This is a genomic window from Streptomyces sp. AV19, assembly GCF_015999245.1.
Taxonomy (GTDB): Bacteria; Actinomycetota; Actinomycetes; order Streptomycetales; family Streptomycetaceae; genus Streptomyces.
In genome coordinates this window covers 40,592-63,925 of record NZ_JAEAMR010000004.1, presented here as the reverse complement: position 1 = coordinate 63,925, position 23,334 = coordinate 40,592, and the positions used below count along the sequence as shown (strand labels likewise).

The window sequence follows — 23,334 nt, the reverse complement described above, 5'->3', positions numbered from 1 at the left end:
GTCCGTCCACCCCCTGGCGCTGAAGTGGACCTTGTCAGCACGGCAGCAGGGCATGCGGCCGTCACCGGCCCGCCCACTCGAAGGAGTGGGCTTCCGTCCCGGAAGTTGCCGTGTTCGTCGGTGTCGTCCGCGTTTCGCGTCCGCGCCCCGCGCCCTCCCCCGGCAACCGCCACCTGATAAACCGCCCGGCGCGCCGGAAGGATGCGCGCCAACCGCCGCGGAAATCACGGCCCGTGCGACGGCTCGTGCACACTGGCCCCATGCGCATCGAACTGGCCGGTCGGCCGGGTGACCCGTCCCGGCCCGACGAGGACTTCGTCTCCGCCGTCCTGCCCGCCTCCGGGCGGGGCGGCGCGCTGGTCCTGCTGGACGGGGTGACTCCGCCGCCGGACGGCGACGACGGGTGCGTGCACGGTGTTCCCTGGTTCACGGCGCGTTTGGGCGGCGCACTGGTGGAACTGTGCGCCGCCCGGCGGGAGATGAGCCTGCGGGAGTGCCTCGCGTCGGCGATCGTCCGCACGGCGGCCGCCCATGGGGACGAGTGCGACCTCGCGCACCGGCGCACGCCTCAGGCCACGGTGGTGCTGGCGCGCTGGGACGAGGAGCGGGTGGAGTATCTGGTGCTGTCCGACTCCGTGCTCCTGGTGGAGGGTGCGGACGGTGCCGTCACCGCCGTCCTGGACGACCGCATCGCCCGGCTCGCGGCGGGCGGCGGCCCTGTCACGGATGCCCAACGCAACGCGGAGGGCGGCTTCTTCACGGCGGCGGCCGATCCGGCGGTGGTGTCGCGGGCGGTCGCCGGAGCGGTGCCGCGCTCCGGGGTGCGCTCCCTGGCCGCGCTGAGCGATGGCGCTTCGCGGTGGGTGGAGGTGTTCCGCGCGGGCGACTGGGCGGAGTGCCTGGCCCTGCTGGCGAAGTCCGGGCCCCGGGCCCTGATCGACCGGGTGCGGGCGGCGGAGCGGGCGGATGTGCGGGGCGAGGCGTTTCGGCGGGGGAAGGTGCATGACGATGCGTCGGCGGTGTACGTGGAGTTGTGACCTCGGCCGCGTTCCGCGGCCGTGGTTGCTTCTCCCCGCCCCGCCCTTTCACCGTTTCTTCCGGGGCAAGCCCCCGGGCCCGCAACGCGGCTTTGCCGCGTTGACCGGGGGCTTCGCCCCCTGGACCCCTGAAATCGCGCTCCGCGCGGTTGTCCTCAAACGCCGGACGGGCTGGATCGGCGCGCCGAATTCAGTCCGTCCGGCGTTTGAGGACGAACGCGGCGCAGCCGCGTTGCACCCGCGCGGAGCGCAAGAAACGGTGAAAGGGCGGGGCGGGGGCTCTCTACCCCCCGAGACTCACGTTCAACTGGTGCAACAACCGCGCCAGCTCGCCGATCTCCCCCCGGTCCCAGCCCTCCAGCCGGCGTACGTACTCCCCGCGCCGCGCCTCCCGCACCCGTGCGAAGCGGGCCCGGCCCTCCTCCGTGAGGTCGATGAGGGATGCCCGTCCGTCCGCCGGATCCGGGGAACGGGTCACGAGCCCGAGCTCGTCCAGCGCCCGCAGCTGGCGGCTCATCGTCGCCTTGCCGACGCCGAAGTACCCCGCGAGGTCCGTCGCCCGCTGCCGCCCCGCGTCGGCGAGGCGGACGAGGAGTCCGTACGCCGCGGGCTCCAGCTCGGGGTGGACCTCGCGCGCCATCTCACCGGAGGTGGCCCGCGCGCGGCGCAGGAACACGGACAGCTCGCGCTCCAGGGCGAGGAACGGCTGGTCCTCGCCCTCCGCGGGCGACGGCGTGTCGGTCTGGTGCACGGTGGCCCTCTCCGGCTCTGCAGGGGTCGAAAAGCCCCGCCAGTATTCCGCAGGTCCGGACCGGCTGCGGCACCGCCCGCCCCTTTCGTCCGCCTCCAGGACGGGTATGACATGAACACACCCACCCCCACGGGAACCGGAGGCGGCATGACCAGACCCCGATCCGCCACGACGACCCTGCTCACCCTCCTCGCCCTGCTCCTCGCCCTGCCCGGCACCGCCCGGGCGGCGGCGTCCGGCTTCGTCCCGCCCCGCCCGGCCCACCCCGAGCGCGACTGGCTGGGCTCGACCATCCGCGCCCACGAGGGCGGCCGCGTCCGCGACACCCCGCCGCCGGTGACCGCGTCCGTCGAGGGCGTGGACGTCAGCAGCCACAACGGCAACGTTCCCTGGGGTGCCTTATGGGACACCGGCGTCCGCTTCGCCTACACCAAGGCCACCGAGGGCACCGGCTACACCAACCCCTACTTCACCCAGCAGTACAACGGCTCCTACGGCGCCGGAATGATCCGCGGCGCCTACCACTTCGCGCTGCCCGACCACTCCTCCGGCGCCGCGCAGGCGAACTACTTCGTCGACCACGGCGGCGGCTGGTCCGGCGACGGGAAGACCCTGCCGGGCGTGCTCGACATGGAGTACAACCCGTACGGCGGCACCTGCTACGGGATGAGCGCGAGCGCCCTCGTCTCCTGGATGAAGGACTTCTTCAAGACCTACCGGGCGCGCACCGGCCGCGACGCGGTCATCTACACCTCCACCACCTGGTGGCGGCAGTGCACCGGCGACAACGGCTCGTTCGGCTCGGTCAACCCGCTGTGGATCCCGCGGTACGGATCCTCGCCCGGCGAGCTCCCCAGCGGCTGGGGCTTCCACACCTTCTGGCAGTACACCGACACCGGCCCGACCGTCGGTGACCACGACCGTTTCAACGGCTCGATGACCCGCCTCCAGGCGCTGGCCGACGGCTGACCGCCGGCACGAGACCGTGCCCCCGGCTCGTCGGCGCCGGGGGCACGGTCTCGACTCAGTGCATATCAGCCGCAGTTGCCCGCCGGCCGGTGCCGCGTGACCAGGTCGGTGTAGCCGGTGGTGGCGTCGAGCCACACCACCCGCGTGCCGCTCTCGGCCGCGCCCCACAGCTGCTCACCGCGGTTGCAGGAGACCCGCGCCCGGTGCTTGCCGTCCGGCGTGAACTGCCAGAGCTTGGCCAGGGTCTCGTTGCGGTACTCGGTGTCCGCCGTCTGCGCCGTCACGGTCACCGCGTTCTCCGAGGCCGACAGCGAGATGCCGCTCAGCGCGTCCTTGCCCTTGGCGGGGCTGACGTCGATGGCGCCCGTGCCGTCCAGGTTCACGCGCCGCACCGCGGTCTCCGCGGCTCCCGCGTCCTGTGCCGCCAGCCAGTAGACGTGCTGGGAGGTGACGGCGGTCTGCCCGAGGAGCTGGTCCGGGTTCACGTCCTGGACCACGCTCCGCCTGCCGGTGGCGGCGTCGAGGAGCTCGACGGTCTGCTTCGCCTTGCCGTTCTCGCGGTACTCGTTGACGAACGCGATGCGGCCGTTGCTCAGCGACGGGTGGTTCGTCGAGGCGTAGCGGCCCGGGCCCGGGTCGATGCGGACCGCGTCCGTCTCACCGAGCTTGACGTAGTGCACCCGCGAGCTGCCGCGCCGCCCGTTCGCCTGGAAGACGACGGTCTTGCCCTCGACGGCGAGCGAGGCGTACCCGTACCGGTTGGAGTAGAGCTTCCTGATCGGCCCGCCGGCCAGCGACCGGGCGAGGACCTCCACGTTCCGGGCCTTGTACGCCACCCACACCACGGTCTTTCCGTCGGTGACCGGGTTGATGTGGTAGCGGCCGTCGTTGGGGCTGATCAGCTTCTGCGAACCGGAGCCGTCGACGCGGCCGGCCCACACCGAGTACGCCTCGGTGCCGTCGTCGTTGGACTTGGACGCGGCCCACCAGCCGCCGCCCGCGCCGACGGCGGTCTGGTCGGTGTTCACCTTGCCGAGGAGCTGGTCGGAGTCCACGCCGAGGGCGAGCTCCCAGCCGGGGACGACGCCATGGGCGTTGAAGGACCGCTCGACCGCGCGCAGTTGCCCGGCGTCCAGCTTGAGGTCCCTGGCCGCGGCGAGGACCGCGTCGCGTCCCTCGGTGAAGCCGTCCAGCGGCGTGATGTACTCGGTCAGCGCCTTGTAGACCACCTTGTCGGCGAGCGTGCGGCCGACATCCTTGCGGATGTCCCACAACGCCCCGGAGAAGATCGTGGAGTTGAGGTGGACGCCGCCGTTGTCGGTCCCGAAGGCGACGCCGAGGAAGGACTTGGAGGTGGTCCTCCCGTCGTTGAGGTCGCGGAACGCGCACTCGCGCGGGGACTTGGTGCGGCAGAGCGTGTCACCGAGCAGCCCGGAGTCGGGGCTGTCCATGGGGATGCCGAGGGTGTCGGTCTTGATCGCGTTGCCGAAGTAGTCGGCTATCGCCTCGTTCATGGCGCCGGACTGGCCCGCGTAGACGAGGTTGGCCGAGTTCTCGACGACGCCGTGGGTCATCTCGTGCCCCACCACGTCCAGGCCGGACGACATCGGGCGGTATTCCTGGTCACCGTTGCCGTACACCATCTTGGTGCCGTCCCAGAAGGCGTTGACGTACGGCAGCCCGTAGAAGCTCACGCCCACGATGGAGTCGATCTGGCCGCCGCGGCCGTTGAGGCTGTTCCGGCCGTGCGCGGTGCGGTAGTAGTCGTAGACCTTGCCCGCGGCCCAGTGCGCGTCCACCGCGCCGGCCTCGGTCGCCTCCTTGCCGAAGGCGGGGGTCTGCGAGCCGAACTCCTTGATGCCGTCCGGCCAGGTGCCGGACACGTCACCGACGGACAGCTTCCGGCCGTCGTAGGTGGCGATGTCCTTCTTGCTGCTGTCACGCATGCGCGAGCGGTCGCGCATGAGGTATTCCTTGCGCTGCTCGTCGAAGGACAGCTGGAGATCGACGTTCTTGCCGTTCAGCCGGGCGCCGGAGCCGTTGACGGTCGGCTGCTCGGCGGGCTCGTCGGCGGCCTTGGCGGACTTCCGCGTATTCGACGTGTCCGGTGTCTTCGACGTCTTCGGCCCGCCGAACGTCTTGATGCCGCTGTACTGGAGCACGGGGTGGCCGGACCGCGCGTCGATGTACACCTCGTGCAGCACCGGCCGCTTCGTGGCGGGGTCCGAGCCGCGCACGGTGACGTGCTGGGTGAGGACGCCCTGGCCCTTGGGCAGGACGACCAGCCCGCGCGCGGTGCCGGTGAGCGGGTACGCGGCGTCCTCGTCCGGGGCCCGGACGCCGGCCCTGCGGGCGCCGAGGGCCGTGGCGGTGGCCTCGACGGCGCGGTCGACGGCGAGTTCCTCGTCGACCTCGGGCGCGGTACCGGTGGTCAGCCCGGTGAAGTACTTGCCGGAGGTGCCGGTGACCACGCGCTTGCCGTTCTTGTGCTCCATGCGCACGACGTACTGGCCGCCGAGGACCTCGACGCCCTTGTGCTTCTGCTGGAGCCGCACGGTCTCGGTGGTCCCGGAGTTCACCGTCCGCAGGGGCTTGAGGTCGCGCCCCGGGTCGGCGATGCGGTACCGGTCCTCCTTGGCCGCGAGGTGCCCGCGCGCGGCGTCGGCCGCGCTGCCGTCAGCCTTGGCCGGCTCCCGGATTCCCGTGACCATCGCGGGAGTCGCGGTCTTCAGCCCCGGTATCACCTGGCCGGGCCCGCTGCCGGGGGCCGGGTCCGCCGCCTGCGCGGGAACGGCCGACACGACGAGTGCGGCGGCGCCCATCAGCGCCGCCGCACCCGTGATCCCGTTTCGAGCCGTGGCTCTCGCGGATTTTCCGGAACGTGCACTGGGCTTGCGCAAGGTATCCCCTCCACGTCCTGCCCCATGACCGGCCGACGGCCGGCCCACCTTTGGGCAGGGCAATGCAAGCGGTAGCAACGGCCGCCGCTCAACGGCGTGTTCACGCCGCAGGTGACTTTCGGCCGGACGGTGTGGGGCGGGGCCGGGCGGGGTACTGACGCCCGGAAATTCTTCTACTACTATGCAAACAATCAACAGAAGGTGGGGGTCATGTCCGGCACGCGCCGCGTACTCGTCGTTCTCTTCGCCTACGTGCTGGCCGCTGCCGCCGTCCTGGCGGCCCGCCTCCATCTCGGGGACCGGATCCCCGACCCCATGGCCACGCACTTCACCGGCAGCGGGGCGGACGACTTCTCCGGCCGCGGCACCTTCCTGCCCATCGCCTTCGGCGTACTGGCCGGCTGCGCCGCCCTGTTCTGCGTCCTGACGACACTGGGACGCCAGACGCCGACGCAACAGCGCGGGCTGGCCGCCGCGGGCTGCGCGACGGCCGGGCTCCTCGGCCATGCACTCACCGCGGTGCTCTTCGCCAACGCGGACGCCGCCGACGTCCACGCCGTCCGCTTCCCGGGGTGGCAGCTGGCGGTGGCCCTCGGCGTCGCGGCGCTCACCGGCGGGGCCGGCTGGCTGCTGTGCGGCAAGGGCGCGCCGGGCACCGGCCGGCGCGGACCCGCCGGGCCCGCCGGGCCGGTCGAGCAACTGCCCCTCTCCGAAGGGGAATCCGCGGCCTGGACCCACGACGTCGGCTCCCGCGTGCTGCCCCTGGTGGGCGCGGGCACCCTCGTCCTGGCCGTGGTGCTCGGACTCCTCGACGGCCCGCTCCCCGCGATCGTCCTGCTCGTGCTCGGGGTGCCCCTGACCGCCCTGACCAGGGCCCGGGTCACGGTGGACCGGCGGGGCGTCACCGTCGCCTCCTCCGTCGTCCCGCGTCCCCGGCTGACCATCCCGCTGGAGCGGGTGGTGGACGCGTCCCGCCGGGACGTGGACGCCGTACGGGAGTTCGGCGGCTGGGGCTACCGCGCCGCCGCCGGGGCGAGCGGGCTGGTACTGCGCTCCGGCGAGGCGCTCTCCGTACGGCTCACCAGCGGCGGCGAGTTCGTCGTCACCGTGGACGACGCGGCGACGGGCGCGGCCCTGCTCAACACGCTGGCCGCGCGGCGGGCCGGGGGCTGACGGTGCTCTTCCGCGTGGACCCCAACTCCCCGCTCCCGCTGGGCGACCAGGTCGCCGCCTGCGTCCGGGGCGCCATCGGCGACGGCACGGTGCGCCCCGGCGAGCGCCTGCCCGCCGCCGGGCGGCTCGCCGAGTCCCTCGGCATCAACATGCACACGGTGCTCCGCGGCTATCAACAGCTGCGCGACGAGGGCCTGATCGAGCTGCGCCGGGGCCGGGGCGCGGTGGTGACGCAGGCCGCCACGCCGGGGCGTACGCGCCTGCTGGCGCACGTGCGCGACCTGGTGGCGGAGGCGCGGGCGCTGGGGATGGCGGACGAGGACGTACTGGCGCTGGTGCGGGCGTCGTTGACGAACGGACGGTAAAACATCCGCCGCCCGCCGCCCCAACAGGCGTTCGCCTGCTAACCCTTCGAAACGAACGAGCCGAGCCCGGGCTCCGTATAGATGAGGCCCTCGGTACGCAGGGCGCGGAGCACCTTCTGACTCGTCAGCCCGGCAATTCCGAACTCCTCCTGCAACTGGACCACCGACGGAACGCGCGAACGGGGCGGATACGTCCCGTCCTTGATGCGCTGACGAATCACGTCAGCCACCTGGCGCCAGCGTGGGATATCGGGAGCGAATTCGATCACATGAACACGCTACGCACATCATCCCGTTCTAGTCGAGACATGCCATCGTTGACATGGCATAACACGCATACGCTAGGTTCCGTGCCACGCAGAAACCCCGGCGACCGCTGCGACCGGTCCCGGGGCATGGCCACGCTTACCCAAAGGAGCGCGACATGCGTGAGTCTAGCTTTCTGTCCAGGTGGCTCCAACGAGTGCGGTCCGGACTCGAAAAACACACCCCGCCGCCCACCGCTCCCGCGCAGCCCATCGCCGAACCCCCGCCCGGCAACGAGGAGGTGCACGTCTGGATCTCCGCCCACGGCATCAACCTCGTCCCCCGCAGCGCTCCCCGCTGCATCTGCCCGCCCTCCCCCGGGGACTTCGTCATCGGCACCCGCACGGGCAGGCTCGGCCAGGTCATGGCCGACGACGGCCCCCGCCTCCAGCTCCGTCCGCCCCGTGGCGGGCTGGAGTGGGACGCCGAGCGCAACGTCGTACGCCCGGCCACCGACGCCGAACGGCTCAGCGCCAAGGTCCAGATCGCGAACTCCGCGAGCAGGTGGGGCGCGTGAACCTCACGGCACCCCAGGAGTGGACGCTCCGGCCGGCCTACGACGCCGAGCGGGCCGTCACCTTCTCGATGCGGTGCACCGCGTCCGACCCCGACGAGGACTTCGAGCCGATGCACACCTGGTCGCTCCGCCACGTCGCCCGGAACCCGGACCACACGGGCTTCCGCGAGATCATCCACCGCAGATGGCGGGCCGTCGCCACCGAGTGACCCAGCCGCCCCATGACGGGCATGGGGTGCGCGGGGCGGCATTGCGCCCGGTCGGCCGCCGGTTTCGTCTCGGGCCCTCCGGACCCAAAGATGGCCGGCTACGTGAAGGGGTGGGCGCAGGCCCGTCCGCCCGCCTGCCCCTGCGGGGCCCGCAGGGATGCGGGGATACCGGTGGTGTGGGTTCAAACGTGGAGGATGTCGAGCAGGGGTAGAACTTCCGCGCGACACGCCGTAGTTCGTGCCTGCAACGCTACCCCTCGTCGCCGACGCCCGGCAGCGGGCTTGTTCTCGCTGCTGACGCCGATCGGGCACTTCCGGGTGCGGGAGCGTACGGGGACGGGGTGGCAGGCCGTCTTCTTTGACGGCACCGCATGGCATCACCACGACACCAAGTGACGCCGCTCGATGCCATATGGCGCCACATGGTGCCACTCAGCACCACCCCTCGCCCCCAAAAGCGCATGAGCACGCGTGGCATCACCATGACTCGTACCACCCTTTTTGCATTTCCACAGGTAAGCGGCCCGTCGCGGCACCCCACCCCGCACGAGGCGCCACCCGGGCTTGCGGATGGCACCACTGTGGCGCCATGATGGCGTCATGGACCTCACCCCGTATGTCGACACCCTCCGCCGCGAACTCGCGGTCGCTGCCGAAGCCGGCGAGCTGGCCGAGCGGCTCATCGCCCCTCTGGAGTCGGCGACCCGGCTGACCATGCTCAACGTGCTCTCCGCCGCGATGGACGAGATCACCCGCGAGCTCGCCCCCGGCTCGGTCGACGTACGGCTGCGCGGGCTCGACCCCGACTTCGTGGTGACGCCACCGCCCACCGACGGTGGCGCCCCCATGGAGCCGACCGTTCCCGCCGAACCGCTCAGAGCCCCGGCCCCGGCCGACAGCGACGAGGGCGGCACCGCCCGCGTCAACCTGCGCATGCCGGCCCACCTCAAGGCCCGCGCCGAGGAGGCCGCGAGCCGCGAGGGCCTGTCGGTCAACGCCTGGCTGGTGCGCGCCGTGTCGGCCGCGGTCGACACCGGCACCCGGCCGCGCACGGCGGAGAAGACCCGCACCGTCGGACAGAGCTTCACGGGCTGGGCGCGCTGACCGCGCGCCCGCACACGCCACTTCACCCCCACCACGTCCCACCAGCAGGGACGAACCGAAGACCCATGAGGACGGGACAGCCATGCCTTCTTTCGACACCCCCGAAGCGATCTCGGCCACGGCGTACGTGGAGGCCGGTTCCATCCAGTTCGTCGCCGGCGACCGCCTCGACACCGTCGTCGAGGTGCAGCCCCGCGACCCGAAGAAGGACCGGGACGTGCGGACGGCCGACCAGACCGAAGTCACCTACGCGAGCGGCGTGCTGACGGTCAGGACGCCCAAGGCCAGTCCGTTCGGCCGCACCGGCATCGTCGACGTGACCGTCGAACTGCCCACCGGCTCCCGCATCGACATGACCGGCGCCTGGACCCAGGTGCTCGGCGCGGGCCGGCTCGGCGAAGTCCACGTGAAGACCTCGTCCGGCGATGTACGCCTCGACACCACCGGCCCACTGCAACTGACCGCCTCCCACGGCTCGATCACCGTGGACCGGGTCGACGGCGCCGCCGAGATCACCACCAGCTCCGGCAGCCTGCGCGTCGGCCTCGTCGACGGCCCCGCCGTCCTGAAGAACTCCCACGGCACCACGACCGTCGACGCCGCGACCGGCGAGCTGCGGGTGAGCGGCGCCACCGGCGACATCGAAATCCGGCGCGCCGAGAGCTCGGTCACCGCCAAGGCCGCCCACGGCACCTTGCGCGTGGGCGAAGTGGCCAGAGGAACTGTCCAGTTGGAGACGAACTACGGCGCCATCGAGGTCGGCGTCCGCGAGGGCACGGCCGCCTGGCTCGACGTCCACTCGGGCTCCGGCCACGTGCGCAACACCCTCACCGCGTCCGAGGCCCCGGAGCAGACCGAGGACACCGTCAAGGTCCGCGCCCGCACCCGGCACGGCAACATCGACATCCGCCGCGCCAAGGCCTGAGCACCTCCCACCCTTGCCACTTCAGCCTTCGAATCGGGAGGGCTCCATGCCTTCGCCTGTCATGCTCACGACCACCGCCGTCTCCGCCGTCGGCCTGCGCAAGTCGTACGGCGACAAGACCGTCCTCGACGGCATCGATCTGCGCATCCCGACCGGGTCGGTGTTCGCACTGCTCGGGCCCAACGGCGCCGGGAAGACCACCGCCGTCAAGATCCTCTCCACGCTCATCACCGCCGACGGCGGGCAGGCCCAGGTCGCTGGGCACGACATCGCCGCCTCCCCGGACAGCGTGCGGGCCGCGATCGGTGTCACCGGGCAGTTCTCCGCCGTCGACGGCCTGATCACCGGCGAGGAGAACATGCTCCTCATGGCAGACCTGCACCACCTGCCCAAGCGCAAGGGGCGCCGGGTCGCCGCCGAACTCCTGGAGCGCTTCGACCTCACGGAGGCCGCGAAGAAACCCGCCTCCACCTACTCCGGCGGCATGAAGCGCCGCCTCGACATCGCCATGACCCACCTCCTGCACGCACGGCGCTACCCGTCCCTCACCCTGAACCTGCTGCTCACGCCAGTTGTCCTGCTGCTGCTCTTCGTCTACGTCTTCGGCGACGTGATGAGCGCCGGCATCGGCGGCGGCGGTGCGGACCGCTCCGAGTACATCGCCTATCTCGTGCCGGGCATCCTGATGATGACCATCGGCGGCACCGTGGTCGGGGCCGCGGTGTCCGTCTCCACCGACATGGCCGAGGGGGTCATCGCCCGTTTCCGCACGATGGCGATCCATCGCGGCTCCGTGATCATCGGGCACGTCATCGGCAGCGTGCTGCAGTCGGTCGTCAGCGTGCTCCTCGTCGGGGCCGTCGCCATGGCCATCGGCTTCCGGTCCACGGACGCCACGGCCCTGGAGTGGCTGGCCGCCTTCGGGCTGATGGTGCTGGTCTCCCTCGCCCTCACCTGGATCGCGGTCGGGATGGGCATGGCCAGCCCGAACGCCGAGGCGGCCAGCAACAACGCACTGCCGCTCATCGTCCTCCCACTCATCTCCAGCGCCTTCGTCCCCGTCGACGCGATGCCGGGCTGGTTCCGGCCGATCGCCGAGTACCAGCCGTTCACACCCGCCATCGAAACCCTCCGCGGCCTGCTCCTCGGCACCGAGATCGGCCACAACGGATGGCTGGCCGTCGCCTGGTGCCTGGCCCTCACCGCACTCGGCTACTACTGGTCGAAGGCACAGTTCAACCGCGATCCGCGATAGCCGCCGAAGTGACCTCCCGCAGCTCGTCCCGGCCGCCCGCCGGGATCGGAGCGGACGCATCCAGTCCACTTACGCGGAGGAGACCGATCGTCAACTTCCTTGACCCACAAGAGAGAAGAAGTAAGGTTAGGCATGCCTTACTTCACTTCTCAGAGGGAACTCCCGTGCGCAAGCAACTCATGACTCTCGCCGCCGTCACCTTCGCCGCCGCGGCCCCGCTCGTCCTGGCCTCCGCAGGGACGGCCGCCGCGGCGGAGAACGTGATCAATTGGTCCGCGCAGCAAGGCGATGCGACTGCCTCGGGAACCCGATGGACGGAGAAGTCGGCGAGCGGCGTCACATGGCTCGTGGCCAAGGGCGAGCTGGTGAACGCCAGCCCGGGATGTGTGTCGATGAAGATCTCGGAAACCCATGATTTCCTGAGCAAGACGACCACAGTGGCCACCCAGTGCGGGCCCGGTACATCCCCCGTCGGCTACCGCGCTCCCAGGCGTCAGCTGATGTCGTACATCGACCTCTACCTCTGCGAGGGGGACCAGGACACCCGGGACTGCAAGCGGGCGAAGGAAACCCGCTGAGTATCCGCGGTCGCGGCTGCCCCGCTCCCGGAGCGGCCGCGATCCGCGCACCCGCGTCCGGTCGTCAGCGACGACCCCACGAAGCGGTCGCGACCGTGCGCCCGCCCGCGTCCTTCAACGTCGCCTTGTCCTTGGTGTTGTCCCAGACGTACGCCCGCAGGTTCTGGTACACGTCCTTGACCGTGTCCTTCCCCTTGCCCGTGTGCACACGCACCGACGCGTGCGGCGCGAGGCGGAGCTTGCCGAAGCGGTACGTGTGGCGCGAGGCGTCCGTGAGCGTCCAACGGCTCAGGTCCACCGCCTTCTTGCCGGTGTTGGTGATCGTCACCCACTCCGCGTTGAGGCTCTTGCCGGAACGGTCGTCACGGCCCGGGCTGTCGTACTGGATCTTGCCGAACACCACGGGGTTCTTCGCGGCCGCGGAAGCGGGCGCCGCGGCGGACGCCAGCACGACTCCGCAGGCGGCGGCGGTGGCCAGGCGGGCTATGACTCGGGACAAGGGAACCTCTGCTCTCCGGCGCGGGACGCGCCACGCGTGACCCGGCCGGGCGCCGGGCGTGATCACTCTGCCGCAGGAGCGGACGTCCCGTACCGGATCCGCCAACCATGTGACGGACCCCTCACCCCCGTAACCGCGGTGTCACACCGAGTCGACCAGCCGGGGAATCCCGTCCCGGCCCTGCCCCGCGTCGATGACCCGCCGGGCCATGCCGAGGGCCGCGCCGATCAGGCTCGTGTCGAGGCCCCGGGCCTCGGCGGCCTGGACGACGTGCGACATGCCCGCCGCGAGCGAGATGACGTTGGACTGGTCGCCCGGGTACTCGCCCGCGTCCACCTGCTCCGCGAACACGGGCACCAAGTTCGTCAACAGGTCGCCGATTCCCAGGGCATAGGGGACGAGTTCCGCGGCGCGGATGTTCTCGGTCCTGGCCAGGGCCAGCGCGTGGAGGTAGCCGCTGACGGCCGTCCAGCAGAAGTCGAGCACGGCGACGTCGAAGGCGGCGGCCCGGCCGGGGTCGGTGCCGAGGTGGTCGGTCCGCCCGCCGAAGGCCGCCAGCACGGCCCGGTGCGCGGCGAACGTCTCCTCGGGACCGCTGTAGATGACGACCGTGGCGTCCGTCCCGATCGACACCGAGGGCGTCAGGATCGAGCCGTCGAGGTAGCCGATGCCGTGAGCGGCGGCCCACTCGGCGGTCTCCCGGGCGCGGTCCGGGGAGTCGGCGGTGAGGTTCACCAGCGTCCGCCCGCGCAGGGCCGCCGCCACGGGGCGGACGATCGCGTCCACCGCGTCGTAGTCGATCACGCACACGATCGCCAACGGGCTTGCCGCGACGGCCTCCTGGGCCGACCCGGCGAGTACGGCGCCCCGCGCGACCAGGCCGCCGGCCCTCCCGGCCGACCGGTTCCACACGGTGACGGGGTGCCCGGCGGCGAGCAGCGCACCGGCCAGGGCCTGCCCCATGGGGCCCAGTCCGAGCACGGTGACAGGGGAAAGTGGATTGCTGTTGTCCAGGGAGTTCGTCATGCTGGCGACGCTAAACCTTCACGTTGACGTGAGAGTCAACTCGCCGTGACGGGAGTCACTTTGCGCATCGGAGAGCTGTCGCGCCGCTCGGGCGTCACCCCGCGCGCCCTGCGCTACTACGAGGAGCAGGGCCTGCTCAGGCCGGAGCGCCGCCCCAGCGGCTACCGCGAGTACAGCGAGCGCGACGTCCGGACCGTCCGCGACGTCCGCACCCTCCTCGCCGCCGGCCTGGGCACGGCCACGATCGCCGAGGTGCTGCCGTGCACGGTCGAGGACGACGGGCTGCTGCTCCCGGCCTGCTCACCGCTGGCGGAGGAGGTGCTCCAGGAACGGGACCGGATCCGCTCGACCATCGGCGAACTCGCCTCGGCGCTGGAGCTGCTGGAGGAGCTGATCGACCGCTCGGACCTGGAGGAGGCGGACGGGGCGCGGGCGTATCCGAGGGTGGCGGCTCCGGCGCCCTGACGCTTCGGGGAGCGTTGCTGTTTCGGATAAACGTTGCTGTTCCGGGGAGCGTTGCGCCGCCCGGCGGCCTGCGCCACCCGACGGCCTGCGTCACCGTCCTCCGCGCCCGGGATGCCCGCCCACGGGCCACCGGTACGACGCGTCCACCGGGCACCCCCAGTGCGGCCAGTCCTCCTCGTCGTCCCCCCGCACCAGGTCCATGGGGTGCGGATGCCCGGCCCTGCACGCGGGCCACGGCAGGCCGGCGGGGAGCCGCTGGAAGTTCTCCAGTACGGCGTTCTGCGTGTGGAAGGCGAGCTCCTCGACCCGCGCCGCCATGGCCATATCGCCCTGCACGTCCCCCAGTTGGCAACCAGTACGCACACCTCCCACCACCAGCTCCAACCCGCCGGACACGACATCCTTGAACCGCACCGACAGGCCGCACGCCCGCAGATCGCGGGCCACCGGCGCGAACGCCTCGTCATCGACCATTGCCCGGCCCTCCCGACCCCATCCGCTCCTACCCTGTCACCATGACCGAACCCGTCCACGACCGGCGCGTCGTCTTCGGCGAGGCCGCCGAGCAGTACGACGCCGCCCGCCCCGGCTATCCGGACCAACTCGTCGACGAGGTGCTCCACTTCGCGGGAAGCGACCGCATCGACGCCCTCGAGGTCGGCGCCGGCACCGGCAAGGCAACCCTCGCCTTCGCCGCCCGCCCCGGCATATCGCTGACCTGCCTGGAACCGGACCCCCGCATGGCGGCCGTCCTGACCCGCAACTGCACCCGCCACCCCCACGTCACCATCCGGCAGGGCGACTTCGAGACCTGGAGCGCGTCCGACGACCGGCCCCGCCCCTTCGACCTGATCCTCTCCGCCCAGGCATGGCACTGGATCGACCCGGAGGCGCGCTGGACCCTGGCGAAGAAGCACCTGCGCCCCGGCGGAACGCTCGCCCTGTTCTGGAACGACTGGTACGTCGCGGACGACATGCTCCGCCACGCCCTCACCGCCGCCCACCACCGTCACCTCCCCGAACTCCCCTCGCACTCCGTCCTGGAGAAGGTGCCGCGCGGTTCCGTCATGGTCCCCGACTCCTGGGTGCCCCGGGAGCTGCTCGCCGACGGCGGTTTCACGGACGTCACGCACCGCCAGTACCCCTCGGCGCACCGCCGCTCCACGTCCGGGTTCCTGGACCTCCTCTCCTCGCTCTCCTTCTACCGCTGCCTGCCCGCGGTCACGCGCGACGCCCTCCTCGCCGACGTCGCGCTGGCCGTGGACGCGCACGGCGGAAGCCTGCGGCTGGACACGCGGACGGGCCTGTTCCTGGCGCGAACGGCCCGGACGACGTGAACGGCCCGAACGGCCCGGACGGCCCGGACTCCAGGACGGCCCGGACTCCAGGACGGTATCCGGGAGGTAACCACCCCTCCGGCTAACGTCCGTGATCACCGGCCCGGGGACGGCCCCCGGCGCCGACGGATGCGAGGTGTTCACGGATCATGTCCAGAATCGTGGTGTTCGGAGCGGGTGGCAGGGCCGGGCGGGCGGCCGTGGCGGAGGCCCGGCGGCGGGGGCACGAGGTGACGGCGGTGATGCGGGACCCGTCGAAGTACGGGGAGTTGGCCGCGCACAACACCCTCCCGGGCGATGTCACGGACGCCGACGCCGTCGCGGCCCTCGCCGCCGGCCACGACGCGGCGATCCACGCCGCCGCGGACCTGACCACCGACCCCGGCGTCTTCTTCCCCGCCGCCGCACGGGCCCTCCTCGACGGGCTGACGCGTGCGGGCGTCGGCCGCCTCGTGGCCGTCGGCCTCGCGTCGTACCTCCCGGACGCCTCCGGCACGCTCCTCATGAACACCCCCGGCTACCCCCAGGAGTACCGCCCCTTCCTGGACGGCCACCACGCCGGCGCGGCGGTCCTGCACGCGTCGACGGACGGCCCCGACTGGGTCCTCCTCAGCCCCTCCGGCGACTTCGACCACCAGGGCTCCCGGACCGGCGGCTACGGCCACGCCCCCGGCGACGCCGACGCCCGCGTGTCGTACGCCGACTTCGCGATCGCGCTCCTCGACGAGATCGACGCGCCGCGGCATCACCGGACGCACGTGGGCGTGACCGCCCGGGCCTAGGCACTGTGGACGAGCGCCGCGAGCCCCCGTCATCCCAGAGCCGCCTGAACCCTGCGGACCATCACGGCCGGCCGGTGCAGCACATCGGCCGCCGTGAACCGCAGGATCTTCCGGACCTCCGGGCAATCCGCCAAGTCGTTGTAGCGGACCGTGTCCCGCTGATGCTGTGCCCTGCTCCCGTGCCAGGCATAGCCCTCGATCTCCACGACCAGCCCACGGCCCCGGAAGAAGAAGTCGACATAGACGGTCCGCCCACTTGGCGTGACGAACCGCACCTGCGTCTCCGGGACCAACCCGGCATCGCGCATCCACAACCGCGCGAGGGTCTCCACGGGCGACCCGGCCCCGGGGTCGGCCAGCCCCAGCCACTCGACAGCTCTCTTCGTCCCCCACATTCCCACCCCACTCGCCAGCGCCTCACGAACCTTGTCCAGCGTGGTCAGGGGACGCCGCCTGCACCGCGCCGCCTCCTGGCTCGGGCGCCAGTTCACTGCCGACTCGACCGCCACCAAGGCATCGTCCCGCGGCCCGGCCCGCAACAAGTCCGCCATGGTCCGCACAACAGTGGTCACCCGAATCCCCTCCACCGCCACGATCTCCCCCACGCCCAGATCCATCCGATGCATCACACTCCCCTTGGCCCTCAAGTGCGACGCCCTGGGGCCGATCAAGTCCACCCTGTCCAAGCGGACTTCGACGTCATGCAGCCGCGCCGCCGCCCAATAGCCGGCCACGAGCTCGGGCGCGGCCAGCTGATGAGCCCGGACACGCTCCCGGACCCCCACCCTCAGGCCGGGGCGGGCATAGGCCCCGGTATGAATCCGTGTCCACCCCCGAGTCCTCAGCCGCGCGCGCAGCTTGGCCCGCGTCCACCCCAGCGACGCCGCCTGGGCCAGCAGCACCACCCCACCCTGCCCCCGCGACAACGCGGCCAGCGCCGCATCCCCCTCACTCCCCCTCATGAACACTGAGTGTGACGAGGGGGCGACGGTGCCCGCCACCCCTGTGGAAAAACGGTTTGCGGGCGAATTGGTTTGGCGGGGCCTCTGTGCGGCCACTGCGACGAACCCAAGTGCCCGCTATCGCGACGGGAGAGTCGCGCCGGCCGCGGTCAGGTAGGTGTACAGGGCGGTGGAGGACTGGAGCCGCCGCAGGCTGCGCTCGTGGAGTTCCCGTTCGCGGGCGGCGAGTTCGCCCAGGACGTTGTCCGGGCTTCCCGTGGCGCGGAGCGCGTCCAGTACGGGCGCGATGGCCGCGAGCGGCTGGTGACCGCGGCGCAGCAGCGCCACGATGTGCGCGGTCCGCAGTTCCTCGCGCCCGTAGATCCGGTAACCGGTGGCCGGCTCACGCTCCGGCCGCAGCAGGCCGCGGGCCTCCCAGAGGCGGAGGACGGGCGGCCGTACGCCGACGGTGCGGGCGGCCTCGCCGATGCGGAGGGGGCGTCGGGGCCCGTCCGGGACGGCGGCGGGCCGCCCGGCGAGCGCTTCGCGCGCCGCTGCCAACTGGGCCCGCTCCCGGGTGAGTTCCGCGTGCCCGGCGTCGATCGCGGCCAGCGCCGCCTCCAGCTCCCCGGCGTGGACGGCGCGCATGACCGTACGGGCGACCGGCCAGCCGTGGCCGGCGGCCAGCGCGCGGGCGGTGACGAGGGCGTCGGCGTGGGCCCGGGTGAAGACCCGGTACCCGGCGGGGGTCCGCTCGACGGGCGGGAGCAGGCCCGTCTCCACGTAGTTGCGCACTTGCTGGACGGAAATCCCGGCCGAACGCGCCAGCTCGCCGACCCGCACCCGCACCCGTCACCCCCGGTTGAGACTTTCCGGACATGCCCCGGCATCGACCAGTGGGAATGCTCATCGAAGTCCCCATCAGCACTTCAATGAAACCATTGACACCGGGAACCACTCCGAACCGAGGAGGCGACGAACGTGAAGTTCGTTCTCGAAGTCGACCTGACGGACGGCACATTGGCGGACGACGCGGTGGGCGAACTGGGCCGGATCCTGCGCTACTGGGCGGGAAACCTGCGCCACTACGCGCTGGAGCCGGGTGACGGCTCGGCGATCCACGACTCGTCGTACGAGGAGGTGGGGCGCTGGCACGTCGCCGCGCCCGGGGCGTGAGCCCTACTTCTCCTGCTTGGCGACGAAGGAGCCCATGCCGGGCGTGGTGACGATCAGCCCTTCTTCGCGAAGAGTTCGCGTGACCTTGCGGACTGTCAGGCGTGCGACACCGAACTCCTGCTGGAGTTGCACCTCCGAGATCATGAAGTGCGTCGGGTACTGGCCGCTCGCGATGCGCTCACGGACCACATCGGCGATCTGTGTCCATTTCGGGCGCGTGGGATCGAAGTCCATCACACAGAAGAGTGTATGTATTCGCACACAGTCGAACACATCCCCCTCTAAGAATTAACAGGCATAGACAGGTGTATCCAGGCTGCCCTAGCGTGACGCCACGGAAGACCCCCGCGACCGTCCAACCGGTCCGGGGGCACGGCCACCAGCTACCACAGGAGCTGATGACATGCGCCATCCTATCTCCCGCCTACTCGCCTGGAAGAGAGCCCTCTTCAGGCACGCCCCCGCGACTGTCCCGACCGCACCACTCCCCAACCTCATCGCACACACAACTCCCACCACCACCGTGGTCTTCACCCCCCCACGGCATCAACGTCCTCCCACTCGGCCCCCGTCCACGCTGCACCTGCCCCGGCGCCGTCCACGACCTGCCCCTGACGGCCGCCAACTCCCCCAGCGGGGGCGCCGCATGAGCCACTAGAACCTCACCGGCTGGGTGATCCAGCCGGAGCTCGGCCCAGCTATGCCCGTCATCTTCTCGATGCGCTGCACGACCTGTGACGCCGCCTCACCGCCCGACGCGGACTTCGAGCCCATGCACGACTGGACCCTGCGCCACGTCGCCGGAAACCCGGAACACATCGACTACCGCGAGGTCATCCACCGCACCTGGCGCGCCGTCGAGGCGTCCTGACAACCGCCGGCCCCGGCACCCCGCCGGGGCCGTGCGGAGGGCTCACCGCCCGGTACCGTGAACGCACACGGGCCGGAGTACCCGGAGTACGCCGCACGGACGGAGCAGCAATGAGCGCGCAGCACCACGAGCACCCTCCCGAGCTGATCCCCAGGCCGGAGAAAACCTTTCCGGCCCTGCGGACCGCCCTGGCCCGCGTCGCCCCTTCCCGGCTGGCCGAGTTCCAGGCGGATCGCGACCTGGCCTTCACCTCGGCCACCCGGCACAACTCATTCCGACCGATCCATCTCTTCCAGGTCAAGTGGGCGACGGAGATCGAGATCGAGCGTCTGCCCCACTTGGCCGCCCGCTACCGGACCGCTCTGGACGCCGCCAACACGCTGGATCGCGATGACCCCAAGTGGCGTGAGGCCATGGACGATTGCCTGGCGGTGCGCGAGGAGGCCCGGGCGGCGGTGGCCGATGGCTGACTCATGGGGCTGGGGATACGACCCCGATCAGCCCCGTGGCCCGGGCGCCGCCCGGGGCGGCGACGACCGGGCCCGCAGAGCCACAGGCGTCACGCCGCCACCGCGACCTCCGCCTCCACCCCCACCCCCGCCGGCTCCAGTGCCAGCTCCAGGACCTGGCGGACGTCCGACACCGGGTGGACGGACAGCTTCTCCAGGATCTCCGCCGGGACGTCGTCCAGGTCCGGCTCGTTGCGCTTGGGGATGATCACGGTCGTGATGCCCGCGCGGTGGGCGGCCAGGAGCTTCTGCTTCACGCCGCCGATGGGGAGCACACGGCCCGTCAACGACACCTCGCCCGTCATCGCGACGTCCGGGCGGACCCGGCGGCCCGACAGCAGGGACGCCAGGGCCGTCGTCATCGTGACGCCGGCGCTGGGGCCGTCCTTGGGGACCGCGCCCGCGGGGACGTGCAGGTGGACGCCGCGCTCCTTGAAGTCGCCGACGGGGAGCTCCAGTTCGGCGCCGTGGGAGCGGAGGAAGGAGAGCGCGATCCGGCCGGACTCCTTCATTACGTCGCCGAGCTGACCGGTGAGGGTCAGGCCCGCCGCGCCGGTCTCCGGGTCGGCCAGGGACGCCTCGACGAAGAGGACGTCGCCGCCGGCGCCGGTGACCGCGAGGCCCGTCGCGACGCCGGGGACGGACGTGCGGCGCTCGGCCGGGTCCTGGGCGGACTCGGGGGTGTGGTGCGGGCGGCCGATCAGGGGGCGGAGCTGCTCCGCGTCCACCGTGAACGGGAGGTCCCGCGCGCCCAGTTCGTGCTGGGCGGCGACCTTGCGCAGCAGCCGGGCGAGGGCGCGCTCCAGAGTGCGGACGCCCGCCTCGCGGGTGTACTCGCCGGCGAGGCCGCGCAGGGCCTCGTCCGTGACCACGACCTCGTCCGCCGCCAGGCCCGCCCGCTCCAGCTGCCTGGGCAGCAGGTGGTCGCGGGCGATGGCGACCTTCTCGTCCTCGGTGTAGCCGTCGAGGCGGACCAGCTCCATGCGGTCGAGCAGGGCCTCGGGGATGGACTCCAGGACGTTGGCCGTGGCGAGGAAGACGACGTCGGACAGGTCGAGTTCGACTTCGAGGTAGTGGTCGCGGAAGGTGTGGTTCTGCGCGGGGTCGAGGACCTCCAGCAGGGCCGCCGCCGGGTCGCCGCGGAAGTCGGAGCCGACCTTGTCGATCTCGTCGAGCAGGACGACGGGGTTCATGGAGCCCGCCTCCTTGATCGCGCGGACGATCCGGCCGGGCAGCGCGCCCACGTACGTGCGCCGGTGGCCGCGGATCTCCGCCTCGTCGCGGACGCCCCCGAGGGCGACCCGGACGAACTCGCGGCCCATCGCGCGGGCCACCGACTCGCCCAGCGAGGTCTTGCCCACGCCGGGCGGGCCGACGAGCGCGAGCACCGCGCCATCCCCGCGCCGCCCTCCCCCAAGCTCTCGGCTTCGCTCGAGCAGGGGGGACCCCCATTCCACGCCCAGCCCCCGGCCGGCGCGCCGCTTGCGCACCGCCAGGTATTCGGTGATCCGCTCCTTGACGTCGTCCAGGCCCGCGTGGTCGGCGTCGAGCACGGCCCGCGCGCCCGGGATGTCGTAGGCGTCCTCGCTGCGCCGCGTCCACGGCATCTCCAGGACCGTGTCGAGCCAGGTGCGGATCCAGCCGCCCTCGGGGCTCTGGTCGGAGGCGCGCTCCAGCTTGTCGACCTCCTTGAGGGCCGCTTCGCGGACCTTCCCGGGGAGGTCGGCGGCCTCCACCCGGGCGCGGTAGTCGTCGGATTCGCTCTCCGGGTCGCCGTTGAGCTCGGCCAGCTCCTTGCGGACGGCCTCCAGCTGGCGGCGGAGCAGGAACTCGCGCTGCTGCTTGTCGACGCCCTCCTGGACGTCCTTGGCGATGGCCTCGGCGACGTCCTGCTCGGCGAGGTGCTCGCCGAGCTGCTGGGCGGCGAGCCGGAGGCGGGCCACCGGGTCGGCGGTCTCCAGCAGCTCGACGCGCTGCTGGACGGTGAGGAACGGCGAGTAGCCGGCGTTGTCGGCGAGCTGGGAGACGTCGTCGATCTGCTGGATCCGGTCCACCACCTGCCAGGCGCCGCGCTTGCGGAGCCAGCTGGTGGCCAGGGCCTTGTACTCCTTCATCAGCTCGGTGACCGCGCCGGGGAGCGGGTCCGGGGTGATCTCCTCGATCGCCGTGCCCTCGACCCAGAGCGCCGCGCCGGGACCGGTCGTCCCGGCGCCGATGCGGACGCGGCGCAGGCCGCGGATGAGCGCGCCGGGGTCGCCGTCGGAGAGGCGGCCCACCTGCTCGACGCTGCCCAGCGTGCCGGTGCCCGCGTAGGTGCCGTCGAGCCGTGGCACGAGCAGGACCTTCGGCTTGGCCCCGTCCCGCGCGGCGGCCTGGGCGGCCTCCACGGCGGCGCGGACCTCGGCGTCGGTCAGATCCAGGGGCACCACCATGCCCGGCAGGACGACCTCGTCGTCGAGCGGCAGCACGGGCAGGGTGAGCGGTGTGAACGCCGTGGACTCAGCAGCCATGATCTCCCCTTCGGCAGGCAAGTTGAGCAGCCTCGGCTCAAGCCGGGCCGTACCGAGTCAATGTCCGCGGGGGCGGGGATGTTCCCCGCGCCGTGTTCGCTGTGAGCGATCAGGCCCCGCGACGGCCCGGCCGGGGAAGGCCCGGCGGTAATCCGTCGGAGTGACGCCGAAGTGCAGGGTGAAGTGGCGGCGCAGGTTGGCGGCCGTGCCCAGCCCGCTCAGCTCCCCGACCCGCTCCACCGGCAGGGCGGTCGCCTCCAGCAGCGACTGGGCCCGGGACAGCCGCTGGGCGAGCAGCCACTGCAGCGGGGTCGAGCCGGTCGCCGCGTGCAGGCGGCGGTAGAAGGTGCGCGGGCTCATCCCGGCGCGGGCCGCCAGGTCGTCCACGGTCAGCGGCTCGTCCAGGCGCTCGGTGGCCCACTGGAGCACGGGCGCCAGCCCGTCGTCCCCGCTCTCCGGGACGGAGACCTCGACGAACTGGGCCTGCCCGCCGGGCCGGTGCGCGGGCACGACCAGCCGGCGGGCGAGCTGGTTGGCGACGTGCGCGCCCAGGTCCCGGCGGACCAGGTGGAGGCAGAGGTCGAGGCCTGCCGTGACGCCGGCGCTGGTCAGGACGTTGCCGTCGTCCACGTAGAGCACCGAGTCGTCCACCTCGACCTCGGGGTGGCGGCGGGCGAGGGCCTCGGTGTGCATCCAGTGGGCGGTGGCCCGGCGGCCGTCGAGGACGCCGGCCGCGGCGAGGGCGAAGGCCCCGGCGCACAGCGAGACCATGCGCGCTCCCCGGTCCGCGGCGCGCCGCAGCGCGCGCAGGAGCTCGTCGGGCAGTTCGCGCTCCCCGTCGACGCACGCCTCCGGGACCGACGGAATGATCACGGTGTCCGCGCCCTCCAGGCCCTCCAGGCCGTACGGGGTGCGCATCGTGAAGCCGGCGGCGGCGGGCGGCGGCGCGCCGGGGGACGGGCTCGCGGCGCAGAGCCGCAGGTCGTACCAGGGGTCGGCGAGATCCGGATGCGGGATGCCGAAGACGGTGCAGACCACCCCCAGCTCGTACAGGTCCCAGAAGGGGACGTCGTCGTCGATCACTGCCACGGCCACGGAACCAGCACTCATGATCACGAGGGTACTGGCA

At 72.0% G+C, this 23,334-nt stretch carries 27 protein-coding genes; 16 read left to right on the top strand and 11 right to left on the bottom strand.

Features of this window, described 5'->3' with window-relative positions; genetic code table 11:
• Positions 1–260 precede the first annotated feature (260 nt).
• Entirely contained in the window at positions 261–1,037 is a 777-nt protein-coding gene (locus tag I5Q34_RS05005; protein WP_199890919.1) for a hypothetical protein, read from the top strand.
• A gap of 283 nt (positions 1,038–1,320) precedes the next feature.
• On the opposite strand, the gene I5Q34_RS05000 is transcribed toward I5Q34_RS05005, so the two are convergent.
• Complete coding sequence (locus tag I5Q34_RS05000) at positions 1,321–1,788, bottom strand: MarR family winged helix-turn-helix transcriptional regulator (RefSeq protein ID WP_199890918.1); 468 nt, start codon at positions 1,786–1,788, stop codon at positions 1,321–1,323.
• Positions 1,789–1,935: 147 nt separating this feature from the next.
• Between I5Q34_RS05000 and I5Q34_RS04995 the strand changes: the two genes are divergently transcribed.
• Positions 1,936–2,757, top strand: a complete 822-nt coding sequence (locus tag I5Q34_RS04995) for a lysozyme (RefSeq protein ID WP_199890917.1) — start codon at positions 1,936–1,938, stop codon at positions 2,755–2,757.
• Positions 2,758–2,822: 65 nt separating this feature from the next.
• Here I5Q34_RS04995 and I5Q34_RS04990 read toward each other — a convergent pair whose 3' ends face one another.
• Positions 2,823–5,579, bottom strand: a complete 2,757-nt coding sequence (locus I5Q34_RS04990) for a M4 family metallopeptidase (RefSeq protein WP_199890916.1) — start codon at positions 5,577–5,579, stop codon at positions 2,823–2,825.
• Positions 5,580–5,867: 288 nt separating this feature from the next.
• Between I5Q34_RS04990 and I5Q34_RS04985 the strand changes: the two genes are divergently transcribed.
• Complete coding sequence (locus I5Q34_RS04985) at positions 5,868–6,830, top strand: hypothetical protein (RefSeq protein ID WP_199890915.1); 963 nt, start codon at positions 5,868–5,870, stop codon at positions 6,828–6,830.
• Positions 6,831–6,832: 2 nt separating this feature from the next.
• Positions 6,833–7,195, top strand: a complete 363-nt coding sequence (locus I5Q34_RS04980) for a GntR family transcriptional regulator (protein WP_199890914.1) — start codon at positions 6,833–6,835, stop codon at positions 7,193–7,195.
• A 38-nt stretch (positions 7,196–7,233) separates the two neighbouring features.
• Here the strand turns inward: I5Q34_RS04980 and I5Q34_RS04975 are convergent, their stop codons facing one another.
• Complete coding sequence (locus I5Q34_RS04975; RefSeq protein WP_199890913.1) at positions 7,234–7,464, bottom strand: GntR family transcriptional regulator; 231 nt, start codon at positions 7,462–7,464, stop codon at positions 7,234–7,236.
• 155 nt (positions 7,465–7,619) lie between these two features.
• Here I5Q34_RS04975 and I5Q34_RS04970 point away from each other — a divergent pair, with 155 nt between their 5' ends.
• The 6 genes from I5Q34_RS04970 (at position 7,620) to I5Q34_RS04945 (ending at position 12,089) form a co-directional block, all read left to right on the top strand.
• A complete protein-coding gene (locus I5Q34_RS04970; RefSeq protein WP_199891350.1) occupies positions 7,620–8,018 on the top strand; it encodes a hypothetical protein in 399 nt (132 codons plus the stop codon).
• Positions 8,015–8,227: a hypothetical protein gene (locus I5Q34_RS04965; RefSeq protein WP_199890912.1), complete on the top strand. Its 213-nt coding sequence runs from the start codon at positions 8,015–8,017 to the stop codon at positions 8,225–8,227. Before I5Q34_RS04970 ends, I5Q34_RS04965 begins: the two co-directional genes overlap by 4 nt.
• 600 nt (positions 8,228–8,827) lie before the next feature.
• Entirely contained in the window at positions 8,828–9,331 is a 504-nt protein-coding gene (locus tag I5Q34_RS04960; RefSeq protein ID WP_199890911.1) for a hypothetical protein, read from the top strand.
• A gap of 82 nt (positions 9,332–9,413) precedes the next feature.
• Positions 9,414–10,256, top strand: a complete 843-nt coding sequence (locus I5Q34_RS04955) for a DUF4097 family beta strand repeat-containing protein (protein ID WP_199890910.1) — start codon at positions 9,414–9,416, stop codon at positions 10,254–10,256.
• 46 nt (positions 10,257–10,302) lie between these two features.
• Positions 10,303–11,511 carry an ABC transporter ATP-binding protein/permease gene (locus I5Q34_RS04950; RefSeq protein ID WP_199890909.1) on the top strand — a complete coding sequence of 403 codons (1,209 nt, stop codon included), beginning with the start codon at positions 10,303–10,305 and terminating at the stop codon, positions 11,509–11,511.
• Between the two features lie 164 nt (positions 11,512–11,675).
• Positions 11,676–12,089 (top strand): hypothetical protein, encoded by a 414-nt coding sequence (locus tag I5Q34_RS04945; RefSeq protein ID WP_199890908.1) that lies wholly within the window; start codon positions 11,676–11,678, stop codon positions 12,087–12,089.
• 64 nt (positions 12,090–12,153) lie between these two features.
• Here I5Q34_RS04945 and I5Q34_RS04940 read toward each other — a convergent pair whose 3' ends face one another.
• Together I5Q34_RS04940 and I5Q34_RS04935 are read right to left on the bottom strand one after the other, a co-directional pair.
• Positions 12,154–12,588 (bottom strand): lamin tail domain-containing protein, encoded by a 435-nt coding sequence (locus tag I5Q34_RS04940; RefSeq protein WP_199890907.1) that lies wholly within the window; start codon positions 12,586–12,588, stop codon positions 12,154–12,156.
• 141 nt (positions 12,589–12,729) lie between these two features.
• Complete coding sequence (locus tag I5Q34_RS04935) at positions 12,730–13,614, bottom strand: NAD(P)-dependent oxidoreductase (protein WP_199890906.1); 885 nt, start codon at positions 13,612–13,614, stop codon at positions 12,730–12,732.
• A gap of 60 nt (positions 13,615–13,674) precedes the next feature.
• Here I5Q34_RS04935 and I5Q34_RS04930 point away from each other — a divergent pair, with 60 nt between their 5' ends.
• A complete protein-coding gene (locus I5Q34_RS04930; protein WP_199890905.1) occupies positions 13,675–14,079 on the top strand; it encodes a MerR family transcriptional regulator in 405 nt (134 codons plus the stop codon).
• Between the two features lie 90 nt (positions 14,080–14,169).
• Here the strand turns inward: I5Q34_RS04930 and I5Q34_RS04925 are convergent, their stop codons facing one another.
• Positions 14,170–14,553 (bottom strand): hypothetical protein, encoded by a 384-nt coding sequence (locus I5Q34_RS04925; protein WP_199890904.1) that lies wholly within the window; start codon positions 14,551–14,553, stop codon positions 14,170–14,172.
• 41 nt (positions 14,554–14,594) lie between these two features.
• Between I5Q34_RS04925 and I5Q34_RS04920 the strand changes: the two genes are divergently transcribed.
• Both I5Q34_RS04920 and I5Q34_RS04915 read left to right on the top strand, forming a co-directional pair.
• A complete protein-coding gene (locus I5Q34_RS04920) occupies positions 14,595–15,416 on the top strand; it encodes a trans-aconitate 2-methyltransferase (RefSeq protein ID WP_199890903.1) in 822 nt (273 codons plus the stop codon).
• A gap of 149 nt (positions 15,417–15,565) precedes the next feature.
• On the top strand, positions 15,566–16,198 hold the full coding sequence (locus I5Q34_RS04915) for an NAD(P)-dependent oxidoreductase (RefSeq protein WP_199890902.1): 633 nt from the start codon (positions 15,566–15,568) through the stop codon (positions 16,196–16,198).
• Between the two features lie 29 nt (positions 16,199–16,227).
• Here I5Q34_RS04915 and I5Q34_RS34375 read toward each other — a convergent pair whose 3' ends face one another.
• Positions 16,228–16,824 (bottom strand): hypothetical protein, encoded by a 597-nt coding sequence (locus I5Q34_RS34375; RefSeq protein ID WP_234428442.1) that lies wholly within the window; start codon positions 16,822–16,824, stop codon positions 16,228–16,230.
• Positions 16,825–17,277: 453 nt separating this feature from the next.
• Positions 17,278–17,982, bottom strand: a complete 705-nt coding sequence (locus tag I5Q34_RS04905; protein ID WP_277965654.1) for a MerR family transcriptional regulator — start codon at positions 17,980–17,982, stop codon at positions 17,278–17,280.
• A 138-nt stretch (positions 17,983–18,120) separates the two neighbouring features.
• Here I5Q34_RS04905 and I5Q34_RS04900 point away from each other — a divergent pair, with 138 nt between their 5' ends.
• Positions 18,121–18,315, top strand: coding sequence for a hypothetical protein (locus tag I5Q34_RS04900; RefSeq protein ID WP_199890899.1), 195 nt, complete (start codon positions 18,121–18,123; stop codon positions 18,313–18,315).
• Positions 18,316–18,318: 3 nt separating this feature from the next.
• On the opposite strand, the gene I5Q34_RS04895 is transcribed toward I5Q34_RS04900, so the two are convergent.
• Positions 18,319–18,549: a GntR family transcriptional regulator gene (locus I5Q34_RS04895; protein ID WP_234428473.1), complete on the bottom strand. Its 231-nt coding sequence runs from the start codon at positions 18,547–18,549 to the stop codon at positions 18,319–18,321.
• 466 nt (positions 18,550–19,015) lie between these two features.
• Between I5Q34_RS04895 and I5Q34_RS04890 the strand changes: the two genes are divergently transcribed.
• Entirely contained in the window at positions 19,016–19,186 is a 171-nt protein-coding gene (locus I5Q34_RS04890; RefSeq protein WP_199890897.1) for a hypothetical protein, read from the top strand.
• A 110-nt stretch (positions 19,187–19,296) separates the two neighbouring features.
• On the top strand, positions 19,297–19,656 hold the full coding sequence (locus I5Q34_RS04885; RefSeq protein ID WP_199890896.1) for a hypothetical protein: 360 nt from the start codon (positions 19,297–19,299) through the stop codon (positions 19,654–19,656).
• Between the two features lie 89 nt (positions 19,657–19,745).
• Here the strand turns inward: I5Q34_RS04885 and lon are convergent, their stop codons facing one another.
• Positions 19,746–22,205 carry an endopeptidase La gene (gene lon, locus I5Q34_RS04880; RefSeq protein ID WP_199890895.1) on the bottom strand — a complete coding sequence of 820 codons (2,460 nt, stop codon included), beginning with the start codon at positions 22,203–22,205 and terminating at the stop codon, positions 19,746–19,748.
• A gap of 57 nt (positions 22,206–22,262) precedes the next feature.
• Entirely contained in the window at positions 22,263–23,315 is a 1,053-nt protein-coding gene (locus I5Q34_RS04875) for a helix-turn-helix domain-containing protein (protein WP_199890894.1), read from the bottom strand.
• Between the last annotated feature and the right edge of the window lie 19 nt (positions 23,316–23,334).